The 19507-nt window shown below is 49.4% G+C and carries 12 protein-coding genes; 10 read left to right on the top strand and 2 right to left on the bottom strand.

All coding sequences use genetic code 11. The features are described 5' to 3' along the window. Positions 1-594: 594 nt before the first annotated feature. From OLMES_RS18920 to OLMES_RS18890, 7 genes are all read left to right on the top strand, one after another. Positions 595-1356 carry a peptidase gene (locus OLMES_RS18920; protein WP_087462697.1) on the top strand — a complete coding sequence of 254 codons (762 nt, stop codon included), beginning with the start codon at positions 595-597 and terminating at the stop codon, positions 1354-1356. Positions 1357-1437: 81 nt separating this feature from the next. After that, positions 1438-4716 (top strand): transglutaminase family protein, encoded by a 3279-nt coding sequence (locus OLMES_RS18915; RefSeq protein ID WP_087462696.1) that lies wholly within the window; start codon positions 1438-1440, stop codon positions 4714-4716. 3 nt (positions 4717-4719) lie between these two features. Further along, positions 4720-7434 (top strand): circularly permuted type 2 ATP-grasp protein, encoded by a 2715-nt coding sequence (locus OLMES_RS18910; RefSeq protein WP_232465149.1) that lies wholly within the window; start codon positions 4720-4722, stop codon positions 7432-7434. Further along, positions 7382-8332 (top strand): transglutaminase family protein, encoded by a 951-nt coding sequence (locus OLMES_RS18905; protein WP_232465148.1) that lies wholly within the window; start codon positions 7382-7384, stop codon positions 8330-8332. The genes OLMES_RS18910 and OLMES_RS18905 overlap by 53 nt, the downstream gene beginning before the upstream one ends. Next, the gene (locus OLMES_RS18900) at positions 8322-9773 is read left to right on the top strand and encodes a circularly permuted type 2 ATP-grasp protein (protein ID WP_087462695.1); all 1452 of its coding nucleotides are present in this window, start codon (positions 8322-8324) and stop codon (positions 9771-9773) included. Before OLMES_RS18905 ends, OLMES_RS18900 begins: the two co-directional genes overlap by 11 nt. Before the next feature lie 2 nt (positions 9774-9775). Further along, positions 9776-10726, top strand: a complete 951-nt coding sequence (locus tag OLMES_RS18895) for an alpha-E domain-containing protein (protein ID WP_087462694.1) — start codon at positions 9776-9778, stop codon at positions 10724-10726. 137 nt (positions 10727-10863) lie between these two features. After that, complete coding sequence (locus tag OLMES_RS18890) at positions 10864-11082, top strand: dodecin (protein WP_087462693.1); 219 nt, start codon at positions 10864-10866, stop codon at positions 11080-11082. Here the strand turns inward: OLMES_RS18890 and OLMES_RS18885 are convergent, their stop codons facing one another. Continuing rightward, positions 11083-12465 carry an MATE family efflux transporter gene (locus OLMES_RS18885; RefSeq protein ID WP_087462692.1) on the bottom strand — a complete coding sequence of 461 codons (1383 nt, stop codon included), beginning with the start codon at positions 12463-12465 and terminating at the stop codon, positions 11083-11085. It abuts the gene before it with no gap. 299 nt (positions 12466-12764) lie between these two features. Between OLMES_RS18885 and OLMES_RS18880 the strand changes: the two genes are divergently transcribed. Next, positions 12765-13526, top strand: coding sequence for a sulfite exporter TauE/SafE family protein (locus tag OLMES_RS18880; RefSeq protein ID WP_087462691.1), 762 nt, complete (start codon positions 12765-12767; stop codon positions 13524-13526). Positions 13527-13665: 139 nt separating this feature from the next. On the opposite strand, the gene OLMES_RS18875 is transcribed toward OLMES_RS18880, so the two are convergent. After that, positions 13666-14592, bottom strand: a complete 927-nt coding sequence (locus OLMES_RS18875) for an N-acyl homoserine lactonase family protein (RefSeq protein ID WP_157678384.1) — start codon at positions 14590-14592, stop codon at positions 13666-13668. A 207-nt stretch (positions 14593-14799) separates the two neighbouring features. Between OLMES_RS18875 and OLMES_RS18870 the strand changes: the two genes are divergently transcribed. Beyond that, positions 14800-15603 (top strand): alpha/beta fold hydrolase, encoded by an 804-nt coding sequence (locus OLMES_RS18870; RefSeq protein ID WP_087462689.1) that lies wholly within the window; start codon positions 14800-14802, stop codon positions 15601-15603. A gap of 246 nt (positions 15604-15849) precedes the next feature. Next, a complete protein-coding gene (locus OLMES_RS18865; protein WP_087462688.1) occupies positions 15850-19437 on the top strand; it encodes an EAL domain-containing protein in 3588 nt (1195 codons plus the stop codon). Positions 19438-19507: the final 70 nt, after the last annotated feature.

The following is a 19507-nucleotide window of genomic DNA, read 5'->3' as shown; positions in this document are numbered from 1 at the left end:
ATTTAACCCCGCTGCCATATTGAGATGAGGCCAGACTCGGTGGTCAGGCTTCAACTGACGACCTGGTTAAAGTCGTTAAACCTATCAATCGCTATTGCGAGTCAGAAATGGTGTGCAGAGACTGTCTTCAGCTATTTGTTTAGGTCTCTCACATCCGGTCTGATACTTCCGGCGTTTGATGCGGTCGTTGTGTAGTACTTTGCATAGCGTGTGCCATCATGGTGTGTACTTTGGTTTATGTCTGAAAAATGAATTATTTCTTACAATAAAACAGTGAGATACGTAATCTTTTCCCCAGGGAAAAGAGGTGCGAACTGTTGTGTAGTGCTAGTGAGGTAGTTCTAAATGGGTATTTGTGCACCTGAGTTGTGCGTAAATAGTCATTGCTGATTAATTGTTGTGCGGATTGCATTTAAACCTGTCGTTGTTGACCCTCACCATTCATGATTCAAACCTGCAAGATCTATTGCAACATAGTCTGGTTGATCCTATGATCGTTTAATCTCATCGGCGAACGTATCCGGGTCGAAGTGCAAATACCGGTTACAAATCCCTTGGTAAACATATTCGTCTTCAGTCTCATCTAGGTTCTTTATGACTTACTGTCTTGCAATTGCGGTTGATAGCGGTTTGGTATTGGCTTCTGATTCGCGCACCAATGCCGGTGTCGATAATGTGAATACGTACCCCAAAATGTTTTCTTTTTCAGTTCCCGATAAAGGCTTTTTTACACTTCTCACCTCAGGGAATCTTGCAACGACTCAGGCTGTGGTGCATCAAATCGAGCAGGATTTGAAACACGACCTGGATCTGGCTGAAGGTGAAAAGCCCGTGGGTAGCTTTGCTGTGTGTAAGGATATGAATGAAGCGGCAAAATATCTGGGTACGCTGGCTGTTAAACTCAAAAATTATTACGAGCGCGATTTGAATCAGGCTGCGAATTTCGATTGTACCTTTATACTCGGGGGGCAAATAATCGGTGAGCCCTGTCAGATCTTTATGGTCTATCCTGAAGGTAATTTTATCCAGAATTCGCCGTATTCACCATTTCTGCAGATTGGTGAAACGAAGTACGGGAAGCCGATACTGGATCGGGTCATCAAAAGAAATACCAGTCTAGAGGCGGCCGCTCGTTGCGCTCTGGTTTCTCTGGATTCGACAATGCGCAGTAATCTGTCGGTCGCGCCGCCGTTTGATTTGATGATTTATGAGAAAGACAAACTGGAACCGGCACATGTCATGCATTATAAACAGAACTCACCCTATTATTCTTCGATGCGCAAACGTTGGGGTGAGGGACTTATGGAGTTATTTAACGATCTTCCGTTATTTGACTGGGAAAAAAATGATAAGTAAGGCGGTTATTACGTAACCATAAAAACCGTTTTGGGGGACTGGGCCCTTGCGCGTTAATCTGACTCTTTAAGGAGCTAATGGATGAGTATTTTGGTCGGAATTCGGCATTCAACCGTCTACACCTATGACCGGTTGATTCATATGTCACCCCATACGGTACGTTTGAGGCCAGCACCGCATTGCCGGACACCCATTCTCAGTTACAGCCTGAACGTCCAACCGAAAAATCATTTCCTCAATTGGGTTCAGGATCCGTTCTCGAACTATATGGCGCGACTTGTTTTTCCTGAGAAAGCTGCGGAATTAAGGGTCGATGTTGATCTGGTTGCAGATATGACGCCTTATAATCCTTTTGACTTTTTTGTGGAAGAGTATGCTGAACACTATCCATTTAAATATCCCGATAGTCTCAAGGTTCAGCTTCGTCCGTTTCTGGAAGCGAAAAAATGGGGCAAGGAATTCGATCTCTACCTCAGCAAGGTGAGTCGATCCAAACAACGAATTAATGATTTCCTGGTCGAAATAAATCGTAAGCTCTGGGAAGACATCAATTATACCGTGCGCCTCGAACCGGGGGTACAAACGCCGGAGGAAACACTCAAATCGAAGTGGGGGAGTTGCCGCGACTCGGCTTGGTTACTGGTTCAGCTCTGCCGCCATTTAGGCTTGGCGGCTCGATTTGTTTCTGGCTATCTGGTGCAGTTAACTGCTGATCAAAAGTCACTCGACGGGCCAAGTGGGCCTGAAACGGACTTTACAGACCTGCATGCCTGGACCGAAGTCTATGTACCCGGGGCCGGTTGGTTGGGGTTGGATCCCACATCGGGTCTGTTTGCATCGGAAGGCCATATCCCGTTGAGTTGCACACCAGATCCCGTGGATTCCGCGCCGATTACCGGAGCCCTGGATCCATGCGAGGTTGAATTTGGTTACAGTAATGAAGTGACCCGAATCAAAGAAGACCCCAGAGTTACTAAACCGTTCTCAGAGCATGATTGGGATGATATTGATGCGCTCGGGAATTTTGTTGATGATATTCTCGAAGAAGAGGATATCCGGTTGACCATGGGGGGTGAACCAACCTTCGTATCGATTGATGATATGGAGTCCGCACAGTGGAATACCGATGCGGATGGCGAGGAAAAGCGGCGTTTAGCGTTCCAGTTATCCGAGCGCTTGGCAAAACGCTATGCCAATAACGGATTTGTGCATTATGGCCAGGGCAAGTGGTATCCGGGAGAGCCATTACCACGCTGGAACTATTCGCTCTATTGGCGTAAGGATGGAGTTCCACTTTGGCAGGGGCCGAAAGATACCCTGGAGCACAATGCTAAACCTGAAGACGCCCGTGCATTAATGGTGGAGTTTTGTAAACAAATCGGCCTTTCGGACACCGCTGTTCAACCCTGTTATGAAGACCCGTTCCAAACGCTATGGCAGCAAGGTGGCATCCCGGTAGATGAAGTGGATGACCGGGATCACGAGTCGCTGGCACGCAGGACTCTGGCGAAAATATATGAGCAAGGGCTCAATAATGCGGTTGGATATTGTTTGCCAATCGCGCTAAATCAGGTCACGCAGAGCTGGCAGACCTGTTTATGGCGGTTTCGTTCCGGTGCCCTCTACCTCGTATCCGGAAACTCTCCCCTCGGTTTGCGCCTGCCTTTGGCAAGTTTATCTGCGCAGGAACTCAGTGACGAGTTTGAAGTTCACGAACGTGATCCGTTTGCACCATTGCCTCAGGAACTGAGACCAATCCGCAAGGCTGTTTCTACGCCTTTAGCGGCGATGGAAATACATACCGCTATCTGTACAGAAGCCCGTGATGGCTATTTATACGTTTTCATGCCGCCCGTATCCACTCTGGAAGAGTATGTGACATTGCTTGATGCGATCGGTCATGCCGCTAATCGCTTGAAACTTCCAGTGCGTATCGAGGGTTATACACCACCTTATGATCCGCGCCTGGAGAAATTGGCAGTGACGCCAGATCCCGGTGTGATCGAAGTGAATATTCAGCCAGCCAGCAATTGGCAGGAACTGAAAAGCATCACAGAAACCCTCTATGAAGAGGCCCGTATGTGCCGGTTGGGTACTGAAAAGTTCATGTTGGATGGGCGACACAGTGGAACCGGTGGCGGAAATCACGTTACACTTGGCGGACGAACACCGGCTGATAGTCCACTGCTGCGCAGGCCATCACTGGTTCAGAGCTTGATTACATTCTGGCAGCACCATCCCAGTCTGTCCTATCTTTTCAGCGGCGTATTCATTGGTCCGACCAGCCAGGCCCCTCGTGTTGATGAAGCAAGGGTGGAACGACTCTATGAACTACAAATCGCGTTCTCGCTGCTCCCGGACGAAGAATCCCTGCAGCCCTGGCTTGTTGATCGTTTGTTACGACACTTGCTGACTGACTTGACCGGGAATACCCATCGCAGTGAATTCTGCATCGATAAGTTATACTCCCCCGATTCTTCCACCGGACGCTTGGGGATATTGGAATTCCGTGCTTTTGAGATGCCGCCCCATGCGCACATGAGTTTGGTACAAATGTTGTTATTACGGGCTTGCGTGGCTGCATTCTGGAAGAAGCCCTATCGGAAAAAACTGGTTGATTGGGGAACCAGTCTGCATGATCGCTTCATGTTACCGCATTTCCTCTGGGCTGATTTTCAGGAAGTGCTAACTTTCCTTCAGGAATCCGGTTTTCCCTTCAAGAGCCATTGGTTTGATGCCTTTTTCGAGTTTCGCTGTCCGAAAGTCGGTGAATTTGAGCTGGCGGGTTCCCAAGTTGAATTGCGACATGCTCTGGAACCGTGGTTTGTCCTGGGCGAGGAAAATACGGCAGGTGGCACTGCTCGGTACGTGGACTCCAGTATGGAGCGCCTCCAGGTCAAAGTCCGTCATTCGGCTCCAGAGCGTTATGTACTCACCTGTAATGGAAAACGGATACCGATGGTGCCGACCGAGGAAGAAGGTACGTTTGTCGCGGGCGTGCGCTACCGTGCCTGGCAACCTTGGTCGGCATTGCACCCTACAATAGGGGTTCATTCGCCTTTGGTGTTTGATTTCTTTGATACCTGGACAGGGCGATCCGTTGGGGGGGGGACCTATCATGTGGTGCATCCAGGTGGGCGTAATTACGACCAGTTCCCGGTGAACGCGCTGGAAGCAGAATCCCGTCGCGTAAATCGATTTGAAAACATTGGCCATACCCATGGTCAGCATATAGCGCCTCCTGTGATCAGTGGTGGAGGGCGTTTCTATCGTCACGACGGTCCACGCAAAGGCAGTACACCACCGCCACAAACTTATAATCCGAGTTACCCCTATACTTTGGATTTGCGCTACGATTAGAGCATGGGTGATAAAGATAACAGTACAACAACAGATGTGACTGATCCGGGTCCTGCTTCTTCCGATTCGGCGGCTGTCCAACCGGCTCAAACAGACCTGCTCAGCGATGCTGCGCTTGAGGGCGGTTCTGATAAGGCCGAGACTGTCTCCGGGAGTGCGCGGTCAAAGTCTGATATAGCGGACGGGCTTGCCTCAGAAGACAGTGAATCCGGTAATCAGGATTCAGAGGAGGTTGGCTCAGAGCAAGGTGAGCTCGGATTTATGGGTTCGCCCTATATTCCTCTGGACGGCTCCTTCGACGAAATGGTAGACAAGTCGGGGGCAGTCCGTTCCCACTGGTCCAACTTTTCCCGCTATTTCCGGCGTGCGACCGGAGCAGAGTTAACCCGCTTACGCCGGGAAACGCAGCGACGCCTCAAGGAACAAGGCGTTAACTACAATGTCTATCATGACCCGGAGGGGATGCGCCGCACCTGGCAGCTTGATCCCTTGCCGCTAGTGATTGATGGTGATGATTGGCGTTCTCTGGAGCAAGGACTGGAGCAACGAGCGCGATTGTTCTCGATGCTTTTGACCGATATTCTGGGTCATCAGACTTGTATTCGGGAAGGTCTTGTACCACCGGAGTTGGTGCTTCAGAATCCGGGCTTGTTGAACTCGGTGATTGGCAGCCCGCAGCAACCGCTCAGCCTGTTTGCGGTTGACATTACTCGGGGCCCTAAAGGTGAGTGGTGGGTACTCAGTGACCGGACACAGAGCCCTTCCGGTGCGGGCTATGTATTGGAAGCAAGAATGGTTTCCCGTCGCGTACTGGGTGCCAATGGCAGTGAGCAAATTGCGCCATTGGGACAGTTCTTTCACCACTTCAAACGGCAAATGATGTCGTTGGCGCCGGATCAAACAAAAGAGCCGACCATTGTGCTGTTGTCACCGGGGATCGGTAACGAAGTTTACTTTGAGCATGCCTATCTGGTTGCGCAACTGGGTATCACTCTGGTTCAAGGTGATGACCTGACGGTTCGCCAGGGGCGAGTGTATCTAAAAACAGTCGATGATCTAAAACAGGTTGACGTTATTATCCGGCGTGTCGATGACAGTTTTTGTGACCCGTTGAATTTTCGTGCAGATTCCATGCTTGGCGTGCCCGGTCTGGCTCAGGCCCAGTTACTGGGGCGTGTCGGGATGGCGAATCCGCTTGGGGCAGGTATTTTGGAATCACCCGGGTTACTGCCTTTTTTGCCTCGTCTTGCAAAGCACTTTCTGGCTGAAGAATTGAAGTTACCCAATGTTGCGACCTGGTGGTGTGGTCAGGAAAAGGAACGCCAGCACGTATTGGCAAACCTCGATCGAATGGTTATCAAGAAAGTTGATCGTTCCTGCCATGCAGAATTCGGAGGGCAACTCTCTGCGAAGGACAAGCAACAGCTAAAAGAGAAAATTAATGCCACACCCTGGCTTTATGCCGGACAGGAGTTAATCAACTTTTCCACCGTGCCGACGCTCACGGATGACGCGATTGTCCCACGCCACCACGTACTGCGTGGCTTCGCGGTTGGCAATGGCGAATCCTACAATGTCATGCCTGGCGGCTTGTGCCGGGTTTCTCCCGTAACCAACACCTTTGTGGTCAGTGGTCAGGGTGGTGGACAGAGTAAGGACACCTGGGTGCTGTCCAAGCAGTCTACCCGTGAGAATGTCGCGCCCATTGTTACCCGACAGAGAAGGACTTCCGCTGCGGTACTAACCAGTCGGGCAGCAGAACACCTCTTTTGGATGGCGCGCTATCTTGAACGCAGTGAATCATTATTACGATTGATTCGAGCCTATATGAAACGGCTTGAAAGTTACCATGACTATGGATTTGAGTCTGATCTCCATGTGTTGTCGTCATTCAAGACTACTTTTGATCTGTATTGTCAAACGGGTAATCGATTGCTGCGCACTGATTCCATGCAATCCTTGGTGCTCAATGCACAGAAAGTAGGCAGTGTGGCATTCAATCTGCACATGTCAATTCAGAGCGCTTATACCGTTCGTGATCTTTGGTCCTGGGATTGCTGGCGTGCCATAGAGGAGTTGGAAGAGCTACTCGAATACAGTGAGCGCAATTGGAGTGTACTGGCTTCGGATCAATTCATTCAGCCTTTCCTGACCGCGCTTCTGGCCTTTTGGGGAGCAAGTCGAGAGAGTCTCGCACTGGATCAGGGTGGGCTGTGGTTACAAATAGGGCGTCGTCACGAGCGAGCACTCAATACGTTGTTCGGCACCGCTGCAATCTGTCGGGAGTTCGATCTCGAGGGTGAGGACAGCCATAGTGGTTTTGGTATCCGTGAAGTGTTGCTGGAAGCGCACGACTGTTTAAATAGTCATCGACGCCGCTACGGAACCGAACTAAGCTTTTATACGGTTTGGCAGCACCTTTTACTGGAGCCGTCAAACCCACGTTCTGTTGTGTCTGCTCTGGCTGAACTGGAGCCCTATTTGAAGCATCTGAATGTGACGCCCCATCGCGGATTGATCGCTTTGGAGAAGCGCATTCTTGCGGTGACAACTCCACTGCAACTCGCTGATGCCGGTGAGTGGTACAACGCAGAGCTAACTGTAACTAAACTGGCTCCTTTCTTGCAGGAGCTGAAGCAGAAACTGGATCAGTTTGGATTCGACATTGAACACCAATACTTCAAGCATGCGCAGCCCGTCACCCGATTACTTCGGTAGCCATACGCTATTGAGGGTGAGGCATGAGACCGTATATCGCTATCCTGGAGCGGCGTCCCTGGCCTACAACATGGCTTGGCTGACGCCCCTGAATGATCCACAACAAAATTGCCTGCAGCACCGTGTAAAAATCGACCCCAAACCCAGATTGACCGAGACCCGTATGGATGTCTTTGGTAATCAATGCACATACTTTGAAGTGCACAAGCCCCATGACATGCTCAAGGTCGTCAGTCATGCCGTTGTCGAACGCCATACCGGGACGCTGGATGCTATTAAAGAAACAACCTGGGAGCAATGTCGTTACCGTGAACTTGGCAACGCCCATCAGCGTGTGCGTTCTTGTCGGTTTGCCTATCCGGGGCCGATCACGCCAGCATTGCCAGGTTTGGCAGAATACGCCCAAGTCGCATTTGTGTCTGAACGACCGATTGTTGAGGCAATAGCGGCGTTTACCAAGCAAATCTTTAGCGAATTCAGCTATCAAACCGGGGCGACCCATGTTGATACGCCGATCGATGTTGTATGGCAGACCCGTAAAGGGGTATGTCAGGATTTTGCCCATATTGCTGTGAGCGGATTACGAAGTATTGGACTGATTGCTGCTTATGTGAGCGGTTATATCGTCACAAATCCACCAGAGGGTGAAGAAAAATTGCAGGGGACTGATGCGTCCCATGCCTGGTACGCTGTTTTTATTCCGGGATACGGGTGGCTACACTCAGATCCAACGAACGATATGTGGGTTCGGGATGAGCACATCACCGTAGCACTGGGACGTGACTATTCCGATGTACCGCCTCTTAAAGGCGTATGTTATGGGGGAGGGCAGCAGCATCCTGATGTTGCTGTTACAGTAGAGCGGATATCCGAAGAGGATGCTTCATATGGGGATTGAATGGGGACGTTATCAATGTCCGGGGTTATTTGACGAGATGATTGATGAGTCAGGTAAACCCAAGCCTGTCGCAACCAAGTTAGCCGAGCATTTGGCGACCTTGGAAAGCGAGGAATTGGGGTACTTGAAATCAACTGCAGAGCTGGCGATGAAGGAAATGGGCGTCAGTTTTACGGTATACAATCAGGAAGGGGGGTCAATAGACCGGCAATGGCCATTTGACATTATTCCTAGAATTGTCAGTAAGACAGAATGGGATGTCATCGACCAGGGCCTCCGTCAACGGGTTAAAGCCCTGAACATGTTCATTGATGATTTATATCACGACCAGAAGATTATCAAGGATAAGATTTTTCCGGCTGAGTTGCTGGCCAAATCAAAAAACTTTCGCAAGGAGTGTATTGGCATTAACCCGGCATACGGTGTTTGGGCCCACATTTGCGGATCTGATCTGGTGCGTCATTCTGACGGGCAAATGTATGTTCTGGAGGATAATCTCAGAGTGCCCTCCGGCGTATCATATCTACTGGAAAACCGGCAGGTGATGAAGCGGGTCTTTGCTGACCTGTTTTCGGAGTTTTCAATTTTGCCGGTAGATGATTATCCCTCGCAGTTATTTGATTGTCTTGCTGCATTGTCGCCCCGGCCTGCTGAGTATCCTCAGGTTGTCGTGCTAACACCGGGAATATACAACTCCGCCTACTTCGAACACTCTTATCTCGCACAGCAAATGGGCTGCGAATTGGTTCAAGGGACAGATTTGATTGTTGCCGATGACGATTGTGTGTATATGAAAACAATTTACGGGCTCGAACGCGTTGATGTTATTTATCGCCGTGTTGATGACCTGTTCCTGGACCCCGAGGTTTTTCATCCAGATTCAGTGCTGGGTGTAAAAGGTTTGATGCGGGCCTGGATGAAAGGAAATGTAGCGCTGGCTAACGCGCCGGGAGCCGGAGTGGCGGATGATAAAGTGGTCTATGCCTTCGTGCCCCAAATGATCAAATATTATCTTGGTGAAGAGGCCATTATCCCGAATGTGCCGACTTACCTGTGTATGAAGGATGATGACAGGAAATATGTACTGGAGCACCTTGAAGAGCTTGTCGTCAAGCCTGCAAATGAGTCCGGTGGCTATGGCATGCTGATTGGCCCGGCTTCAACCAAAAAAGAGCGGGAGACATTCGCCGCCCTCATTAAAGATGATCCTCGCAACTATATTGCTCAGCCGACGTTGAGCTTGAGCACGGTGCCTACCTTGATAGAGGGTGAAGCAGAGCCCCGCCATGTAGACATGCGGCCCTTTATACTGTCCAGTGACCAGATAAACGTCACGATGGGGGGGCTTACAAGAGTGGCGTTGAAAAAAGGGTCTCTGGTGGTGAATTCCTCTCAGGGTGGTGGCAGTAAGGATACCTGGATTGTCGACGAGGAGGTGTAACTATGTTATCTCGAGTTGCTGGTAATATTTATTGGATGGCGCGCTATCTGGAGCGTGCGGAAGACATGGCCCGTTTGATTAACGTTAATGCCAATCTTATTCTCGACTTACCCCGTGGTCTTTCGCCAATCTGGGGGGAACTGGTGGCGATAACCGGCTGTAGTGAGTTGTACGATGGCAATTATGAGGAACGGTCAGTATTGAAGTTTTTGGTCAATGATATGACTAATTATTGTTCCATTCTGGCTTGTCTTTCATTCGCACGGGAGAATGCTCGAACAATTCGGGATGTGATACCTCGGGAAGTCTGGGAGGCATTGAATAAAACGTATCACTATTCAAAGGAAAACTCGTCCCAAGCACTCACCAAGCGTGGCCGGTATCCGTTTCTACAGGAAATTATAACCCGATGCCAGACGATTACGGGCATTCTAGCCGGTACCATGAGTCATGATGCAGGATACACGTTCCTGAAAACAGGGCGAAATCTGGAACGCGCCGATATGACAACCCGGATTATTGATACCCGCTCGGCAAATCTGGTCCCGGATGCGACAACAACCAAAGCAACCTACGATAATCTCCAATGGATGAGCGTCTTGAAATCCTTAACGGGATATCAAATGTATCGCCGGGAAATGGAAGTGCGTATTCAGCGTCAGGATGTCCTCCGGTTTCTGATTCAATCCGAAACATTCCCCCGGGCAATTGCGCACTGCATGATTGAGGTGGAGCGGTGTGTTGAAGGGTTACCGAATCACGATAAATCCATTGTGATCATTCATCGTCTGATGAGACAGCTGGACAACGCGGAAATTGACAAGCTGAAGCAGACCGAACTGCAATTATTTATGGATCAATTACAGATAGGTATTGGTCAATTGCATGAGGAGCTGGAGATGAATTACTTCGGTGGAACCTATTCTGAGCAGACTCAATGCCAGGTTGCATGATAATGTTTTCCCCTAAATCCGTGCTTTAAACTATCTTTAAAGGTGGGTGAGACGAACATGGGTGATACGAACAGGCAACATTTTCTGTGTCAGTGTTCGTGTCTCACACTTTTAACAGGGTAAACCGGAGGGGCGTTATGAGTGAGCATGTCTATAAAAAAGTCGAGCTGACGGGCAGTTCCACAAAGGGAACGGATGAAGCGATCCGCAATGCCATCGCGAAAGCATCCAAATCCTTGCATCACATGGATTGGTTTGAAGTGGTGGAAACCCGAGGCCATATTGAAAATGGAGAAATTGCCCATTGGCAGGTCACCATCAAAGTGGGCTTCAGGCTGGACGACTGGCCTTCATGATCAAGTTGTGCATTCCATAATGGAGCGAGCTTTTTGTGTGGCGGTTCGCTCCAGGAGAAGAGTGAGCGTGATTGCGGTAAATAGCAAGCCCGCGCCCATACCGGACCAGATTCCAATCAAGCCAAACTCATCCTTCAATAACCAGGCTGCAGGAAAGCCGATTACCCAGTAGCCGAAAATGGAAATCAACGTGGGTGAGGTGCCCAGCTTGAACGCTCTCAATGCATGCATCGCGATAACCTGACTGCAATCCGCCAGTTGGAAAAGCGCTGCCACACCAAGTAGTGAAGCCGCCAGCACCATTAACTCATCCAATCGTGATTCTGTCGAGTTCAGGGTAAAGAGTTTGACCCAGAGTTCAGGGAAAAAGAACATCAACGTTGCTGAAACCGATGCTGTGATCAGCCCCAGCTTGAGGCCCGCACGACCGTATCGGCGCGCACTTTCAATGGCTTTCGGGTCACCTTGCTCCGGACTTTGGCTTAACCCGTAATTAAACCCGACTTTAATCGCTGTCGCTTGCGCGATACCGATGTAAATATTGAACGACACTGTGGCGATATTCAAACAAATCTGATTTGCTGCCAGAGCGAGTGTGCCCAGCGTTCCCGCCAAGAGCGATGCGGATGTGAACAAGCCCATCTCCATTATAATGGCCAGTGCGATTGGAACCCCGAGAGACCAGAATATCGCGTAGTCCTGTCGTGTTGAATGTGATCGCTTCCAGTTGGCGAGGATACTGCGAGTGGTTGGGTGTTGCAGGAGTTCAAAACCCAGCCAGAAAAGCATGGTGTAGGTCATGAGTGCCGTGGCCCAGGCTACACCGGATATACCGTAACCTTCAAACCCATACAAACCGCAGCCCAGAACATAACTTATGGGTACATTCATTAGCGCACACACCAGCATGATCTTCATAATGGGCTGGGTAATACCCAGGCCGGACGCTATGCAGCGTAGCAACATGAAAGCAAATGCAGGTAAGCTGATCCAGTTCGCGGCATCGAGATACTCGGAAGCCGTTGTAATATTGTTTTCTGTTTGACCGATGTGGGGTAACAGCATGGGAATGAATTCGATCAGCAGCCACACAAGTACAGTAAACCCGATACACAACACGGAGCCGGCTTTAAGTAAGCGGGTTATTGCCGGAAAGTTCCTTTTGCCATGTAAAACGGCTGTTTCATTTGCGGCAGCAAAAAAAATACCACTGAATATCAGCAGGAAGAATTGATAAATCAATGCCCCCAGACTGCCACCCGCCAGCGCATCAATCCCGATCAGGCCCAGAATGACTGTGTCAGAGAACACCATGATTGATTGAGCAAATTGCGCCATCGCAAGGGGGGCCGCAAGCTTGCCTACTTCCACTAATCGGAACATCGGGATTCGTATCAACTAAATTCGTGAGGCTAAAAAGGACCGCCAGTATACGGCAAATCAGGGGGAAAGCGACTACGACAAAAGGATATTATCAGTAGGGAAGGTGCAGTGGACAATTTCTGAGATAGTTGTGGTTCAGAGAACGATGCTGTTATTGTATTGGCCGTTTGTGCTTAGTTTGACCGAGCTGTCCAATATTTATTATTGGTAGGTTTTGCTGTTTTTCCGGACAGGACAGGTCGAATTGTACAGAAATGCTTAATGGCAATAATCCCGCCAAAATAGAATATGAGGAATGAATGATCGTTGAGTTAACACTGGTGCCTGACGGGCTCTCACTTGCGGCGGCAATCACTCTGGTTTTGGCCGCAGGCATTACCTCTTTTATAACGGCAAGTCTGGGGGCGGGAGGTGGCGTTGCGTTGCTGGTTGTTATGGCGTCGGTGATGCCACCTCTGGCGATTGTGCCGGTGCATGGCATTGTGCAGCTGGGATCGAATGGATCCAGGGCGATGATGACGCGAAGACACATTGATTGGAGCGTGATTTCCTGGTTTGTGCCTGGTGCGTTGTTAGGGGCGTTGCTCGCGAGTATGGTGCTGATTCGCTTGCCTCAGGATGTACTGTTGCTGACAATTGCGGGGTTTGTTCTCTACCTCTGTTGGGGGCCAGGATTACCCAAGCAGGCGCTGGAGCGAGGTGGCGTTTTGGTTGCCGGCACGGTAACCACATTTGTCAGTATGTTCGTGGGAGCCTCGGGCCCTTTGGTCGCGGCGTTTATCAAGCAGGTCCATACAGACCGGCATCGAACCGTTGCCACTTTTGCGATGGCTATGAGCCTGCAACATGGTCCGAAAGTGATCGTATTTGCGGTGGCCGGGTTCGTGTTTACCGACTGGTTGCTCTTGATGTTGCTGATGATATCAGCAGGCTTTTTCGGGACTTGGGCCGGATTACAATGTTTGAACAAAATGAGTAACGTGTCTTTTACCCGCTGGTTGAACTGGGTGTTAACGCTGTTGGCAATTCGTTTGATCTGGCAGGCATTCTGGGGAGCATAGCGGATCTTTGGTACCTTGCTTGAAACTCAGCGCCAATCTGATTTTTCGGGTTGACGCTGTTTCTTGTGATTGCCATGGTGAACAGTTTTTGTTCCTGTCACCGGTGTCACCATTGCTGCTTTATGGCCAAAGCCCCACGTTACTGATATGCATATGGTGCGCGACGAATCGATTCATTTTGCTCCTTGTCGTGTTGAATCCACATTTTAGCCCCTTTGTTTCTCATGAAAATTTCAACACTGTCCATGGACTGTTGGGTTTGTGCTTTGTCGTAGTTAAAGGATGGCACGCGTCTGAATGTTCGATTTTTAGTGAAGTGATATAGATCCCCTGAGAGCATTATCGGGCCTTCATCTTCGAGGTCGATATACAAAGCCTGATGGCCAGGGGTATGGCCGATGGCGCGTTTAATGATTACTTTTCCATCACCGAATACATCATGATCACTGTTCAACACGTTGATTTTTTCACGGTTAACCTGGCTATAGGTCTCAGGTTGAAAGCCGTATTTATCGGCTTTCTTGCCAAATGCGGCATCATATTCTTCCTTTTGAATCAGCAGGCTGGCGTTCGTGAACAGATTTGCATTGCCGGTGTGATCCATGTGGAAATGTGAAATCCCCAGATAATCAATTTCCTCTGGCTTGATCTGCAGGGCTTTCAATTGCTTGCCCAGTGGATTGGTTACACTTAAATGGAAGGCTCCATCCCATAGCTCAAGTCCTTTCGGGCCGATGGCGTCGTTTAAGCCGGTATCCCAAACCATATCACCTTCGGGGTGGCGAATCAGGTAGCAGCTATTGGTCAGCTCTTTTTCCTGACCTTCATCGAAGCCGGGGGAAAAGAGAGAGACATCGGCGACTTTAATATTTCCGCAATCGAACACGTAAAGTTTGAGTGGCTCTGGTTTGGGTTCTCCGGTGGACGCGCATCCGTTAAGCAGTATTGCTAGCAACAGAATCATGCTGCCTGAAATCGTAATCTGGCGTCGTTGAGTGGTGTGTCCGTTTAACTTCGGGTTGAAAAAAGTGCGGCAGCGCGCAGTACTTGATTTCAAAATCGCCATAATTGGATTTCCTTGATCCATAGTGTTAGAAAGTAAGAGCCTTTTAAACCGTAAACTCTGTTGTGCACGGGCATGCTAGCGAATTGGCGACAGCATGGCAATAAAGGCCAACAGCAGTTCCAATAACAGGTTAGGCCGAGTATCCTTGGGAAGAGGAAAAACAGCATCATGGATTTGATCATATAGCGCTTAGAAGAGAAGGACCGAATGCCAATAGTGAATCTGAAGAGTGGGCCCGTTTTCTACAGAGAGTCCGGGGCGGGCAATCCGTTAATACTGCTTCACGCCAATCCGGGAGACAGTCGGGATTTTGATGCCATTGTTCCCGCACTGGCAGCTAAATTTCGAGTTTTTGCGCTCGATTGGCCCGGTTACGGGTCATCACCTGCACCGAATCCCGATATCAATGTTCATCCGGATTTTTACCTGGATGTACTAAAGCAAGTTGTGGTCGAGCTCGAAATTCATAGGCCTATACTACTCGGTAATTCGGTTGGTGGGTTTGTTGCTGCCCGATATGCTCTTGAATGTCCTGAGAATACCAGAGCGCTTGCCCTTGTTTCACCCGGGGGATTTACTCACCATAATTTAATGACGCGTTTTTTCTGTCGCTTGATGTCCGGTCCACTGGCTATTCCTCCCGGTATACTGGCGAGGTATTACTTGCGAAGCAATACTAATGTTGTCCGGCAGATGAAAAAGCGCGCAACCCAGGAGCAGTCACTTGCGGTATCTCGAGATATTAACCGGGGTATTTGGCGTAGCTTTGCTGACCCTGATCATGACTTGAAGGCGTTGGCAGCAAATTTGACCCTCCCGGTCTTGCTCGCTTTTGGTAAACTGGATCCCTTGATCCCTGCCAGTAAAGATGGACGAGTTGCTCGTGCCCTTATGCCTGATGCTGTTTACTCTGAATTCGAGAGTGGTCACGCACCGTTCGCAGAGTTGCCGCAGACGTTTCTGGCAACTTTGCTGGCATTTTTCAAGGATTCGAATATTACTAGTGATTAAAGACGCAACGGAAACCGTTCCCAAGGGCAACAGGCACTAAGTCCCAAAGTCACGTGATCAAGCTGTTCAAGAATCGCAATAGTTGGTGAAAAAATAGACGCTGCGTGTTTCGTCTTTAAACTCGTGATGGTCTACACTGGAAATGACTTGAGTCCGCTTAACATGCCCGGTAATAAAGATGGAACCCAACGCTGACAAATGGTTCTGGTGAGCGAGGTTCCGTAACGAACGAAAGGATGCTCAGTTATGCCTAAACACCAGAGAATGCTCTTTTCTGGCTGGTTATTTATCGTCTTTATTTGTTTCTCCGCGGGAGGGTTCGCAAGCAACCCGGAGCCGGGGCATCATCGAATACTTTTGTTGTTTTCCTATCATCCCGAGTTCCCAACCACGGATAAAGTTATTGCCGGCATCCATTCAGTATTCCCGCAAGGCAGTGTAGAACTGGATATTGAGTTTATGGACAGCAAACGACTTTATGATGCTGAAATGCAATCCCGGTTTCTACGTTTGTTGCAATACAAACTGGCCCATAGAAAACCCTACGATGTGGTTGTCAGTGCTGATGACAATGCGCTGAACTTTTTGCTCAACCACCGGCGGCATGTTTTGTCTGATACGCCAATTGTGTTTCTGGGTGTCAATAATGTTCAACTGGCGATTGATCTAGATCCGGTTCCGGATGTTACGGGAGTCGTGGAAGCGTCTTCCTTTCGGGATACCCTGACCATGATGACCTCCCTTTTTCCAGGTCGCAAGCGTCTGAATATACTTGTTGACCCGACACCCTCCGGCCAGGCAGACCTGCAAACATTTAAGGGCGTTCAATCTGACTTCCCGATGCTTGAGGTGCAAGAACGATCGCTTGCAGATTTAACCTGGGATGAGTGGGGACAGAGTCTTGCAATGCTGGATCAAAATGACATGGTTTTGCTCCTTTCCGCTTACCGTGACCGTACCGGTGAGGCAAGATCATTTGAAGAGGGTCTGCAATTGACTATGACGTCACTCAATCGGGTTCCCGTTTTTCATCTTTGGGAGCATGGTGTTGGTGACGGGATCCTCGGTGGAACCTTGGTCAGTCATTTTCAACAAGGCCGGGAAGCGGCGCTCATGGTTCAGCGTATTTTTCTGGGAGAACCTGTCAGGGACATCGGCGTTTTGCGAAAAAGCCCGAATGTTCCCACATTTGACTATGATGTTTTGCGGCAGTTTAGCTTGTCAGTCGATGATGTTGGTTCGAAAGCACGGATCATTAATAAGCCGGAAGTCTGGCGTCAGTATCAGGATTATTTTTTAGTCGCACTGATGATGTTGGGGATACTGGCGGTTTTTACGCTATTGTTGTTGCGTTCTCATGCCCGTATCACATTGGAAAAATCCTTACTTAAAGCGCTCATCGATTCAATTCCCGATGTCATATTTTTCAAAAATGAAAGTCATCAGTATCTCGGCTGCAACAAAGCGTTCGAAGCCATCACTGGATTTACAGAGCGTCATATCACAGGGCAGCACCAACAATTCGTGGTCAACCAGGAGTTGGACGAACTCTTCAGTATTGATGACCAGCAGGTTTTAACTTCCCGTCGCACCGTACGTAAAGAAGCCTGGTTCGAGTTGAGTCACGGGCGGCGAATGCTCCTGGATGTGGTCAAAACCCCATACTTTGACCCGAAAGGTAAGCTGTTGGGGCTCATTGCCATTTGTCGGGATGTAACGGATCGCTATTACTCCGAAGCCAGACTGGCCCGGAGCAAAGAGTTGCTGACCAATGCTCAACAGCTGGCCCACATTGGCTCCTGGGAGCTATCTGTGTCGAGTCTGAACTTCGAATGCACGCGGGAGTTATTCAACATTTTTGGTTTGGAGAATGCGGAAGCGACAGTCGGCCGAGAAGACTTCATCAATTGTCTTTTACCGAAAGACCGGGAGGAGCTGATTAGTGCTTATCAACGTGTTCTTGTGGAGCATGAGCCGATTAATTATGTTCACAGTATTGTAACCCCGTCCGGATCGACGAAATATGTCCACAGTCAGATCAATGTGGAGTTTAATGAAGAACAGGTACCGATCAGAGTTTATGGTACTGTTCAGGACATGACGGAGCATCGACTCACTGATGAGCGCATCCGGCAGGCTGCCACCGTATTCGAACATGCTGCGGAAGCAATCGTATTGACCGATGCAAACAGCGTCATAGTGGATGTGAATGACGCGTTTGAAAAAATCACCGGTTATCACCGAGACGAGGTGCAGGGGAAAACCCCGGGTTTACTAAAATCCGGTAAACATGATGAGCTGTTTTACGCCGCAATGTGGCAAGACATAAAAAGTCAGGGGAATTGGCAGGGAGAAGTCTGGAATCGTCGCAAAAGTGGTGCGATCTATCCGGAATGGTTAACGATCAGCGCAATCAAGAGTCCTGAAGGGATGGTTACCGGATATGTCGGTATTTCCTCGGACATTTCAGCACTCAAGCATTCTCAGGAACAGCTGGACTATCTGGCACATCATGACCCACTCACAGCTTTGCCTAATCGCCTTCTCCTGCAAGCCCGGCTCACGCACTCACTGGAACGAGGTCAGCGCGAAAATTTTGGCGTCGCGGTATTGTTTTTGGATCTCGACGGATTTAAACACATAAATGACAGTCTGGGTCATTCTGCCGGTGATGAGTTGTTGAAGAATATCGCCAGCCATTTACGTAATCGAGTGCGTCAGGAAGACACCATTGCCCGAATTGGTGGTGATGAGTTTGTGATTGTAATGGAACACATTGATGAGATCGGGCAGGTCACGATTCTTGTTGACCAATTATTACAAAGCTTTTATCTCCCGAAATGTGTTGGTGGACATGAAATGGTGGTTTCTGCCAGCATCGGGATCAGTATGTACCCCCGCGATGCGAGTGATGTGCCCACCTTGTTAAGAAATGCAGATGCTGCGATGTACAAGGCAAAAGAGCGGGGCCGTAATACCTACGAATTTTATACGCCTCAGCTTACTGAAGAAGCTTTTTTGCGGGTCAAGATGGAAGCGGAAATTCGTATGGCAATCGAGCGGGAGGAGTTTACCGTTTATTTTCAGCCGCAAATCGACTTGAATACCGGCCTGGTAACGGGCGCTGAGGTGTTGGCGCGTTGGCTTCATTCCGAGCGGGGGATCGTCCCACCGGTGGAATTTATTGCCTTAGCGGAGCAAAATGGCCAGATTATCGAGTTGGGAGAAGTAATCTTGCGCCTGGCATGCCGACAGTGGAGATGCTGGAGCGATAATGGATACGTGCTACCTTTTATAGCGGTCAATTTTTCCGCCCGGCAATTTGAAGATCCGCGCTTGATCGAGCGAGTAAAAGCGATCTTTGCTGCTGAAGCCTTCCCGGCAGAACGGCTCGAAATAGAGATTACCGAAGGTCACTTGATGAAAAAAGTGGAGCAAACCAGCGCGATGCTGGAGGAGCTCAAATCTCTGGGCTGTACCGTCGCAATTGATGATTTTGGTACCGGCTATTCGTCCTTGTCATCCCTGAAGAAGTTACCGGTTAATCGCCTCAAGATTGATCGCTCATTCGTCCAGGATCTGCCCAGAGACGAAGATGATCGAGTCATTGCCCGAGCGATTGTAGCCCTGTCCCATAGTTTGAGGCTGGACGTGGTTGCCGAGGGTATCGAGACGGGTGACCAGTTGCTGATCTTGAAAGAGGAAGGTTGCCTGATTGGGCAAGGTTACTTGTTCTGTCCGCCACTCCCCGCGGCTACCTTTGAAAAATTGCTATTGGAAGAAGGTAAGCTGGAAACGCAATCCCTGAAGGGCTCTCCGGTTTCACTGAATTGATCCATTTCGGTGAAAAAAACGGCTCAGCAAAAAACAGGTTAGCAAAAAACGAGCAGCAAAAAAGCCCCCG

Origin of the sequence: Oleiphilus messinensis, from assembly GCF_002162375.1 — a bacterium.
GTDB lineage: Bacteria > Pseudomonadota > Gammaproteobacteria > Pseudomonadales > Oleiphilaceae > Oleiphilus > Oleiphilus messinensis.
This window is presented reverse-complemented; position numbering and strand designations above follow the sequence as displayed.

Excerpts from the sequence above, each read along its gene's own strand:
- OLMES_RS18900 (WP_087462695.1), top strand. The coding sequence starts at position 8,322 with ATGGGGATTGAATGGGGACGTTATCAATGTCCGGGGTTATTTGACGAG.
- OLMES_RS18875 (WP_157678384.1), bottom strand. The coding sequence starts at position 14,592 with ATGGCGATTTTGAAATCAAGTACTGCGCGCTGCCGCACTTTTTTCAAC.
- OLMES_RS18915 (WP_087462696.1), top strand. The coding sequence starts at position 1,438 with ATGAGTATTTTGGTCGGAATTCGGCATTCAACCGTCTACACCTATGAC.
- OLMES_RS18865 (WP_087462688.1), top strand. The coding sequence starts at position 15,850 with ATGCCTAAACACCAGAGAATGCTCTTTTCTGGCTGGTTATTTATCGTC.
- OLMES_RS18870 (WP_087462689.1), top strand. The coding sequence starts at position 14,800 with ATGCCAATAGTGAATCTGAAGAGTGGGCCCGTTTTCTACAGAGAGTCC.
- OLMES_RS18920 (WP_087462697.1), top strand. The coding sequence starts at position 595 with ATGACTTACTGTCTTGCAATTGCGGTTGATAGCGGTTTGGTATTGGCT.
- OLMES_RS18885 (WP_087462692.1), bottom strand. The coding sequence starts at position 12,465 with ATGTTCCGATTAGTGGAAGTAGGCAAGCTTGCGGCCCCCCTTGCGATG.
- OLMES_RS18880 (WP_087462691.1), top strand. The coding sequence starts at position 12,765 with ATGATCGTTGAGTTAACACTGGTGCCTGACGGGCTCTCACTTGCGGCG.
- OLMES_RS18895 (WP_087462694.1), top strand. The coding sequence starts at position 9,776 with ATGTTATCTCGAGTTGCTGGTAATATTTATTGGATGGCGCGCTATCTG.
- OLMES_RS18890 (WP_087462693.1), top strand. The coding sequence starts at position 10,864 with ATGAGTGAGCATGTCTATAAAAAAGTCGAGCTGACGGGCAGTTCCACA.
- OLMES_RS18910 (WP_232465149.1), top strand. The coding sequence starts at position 4,720 with ATGGGTGATAAAGATAACAGTACAACAACAGATGTGACTGATCCGGGT.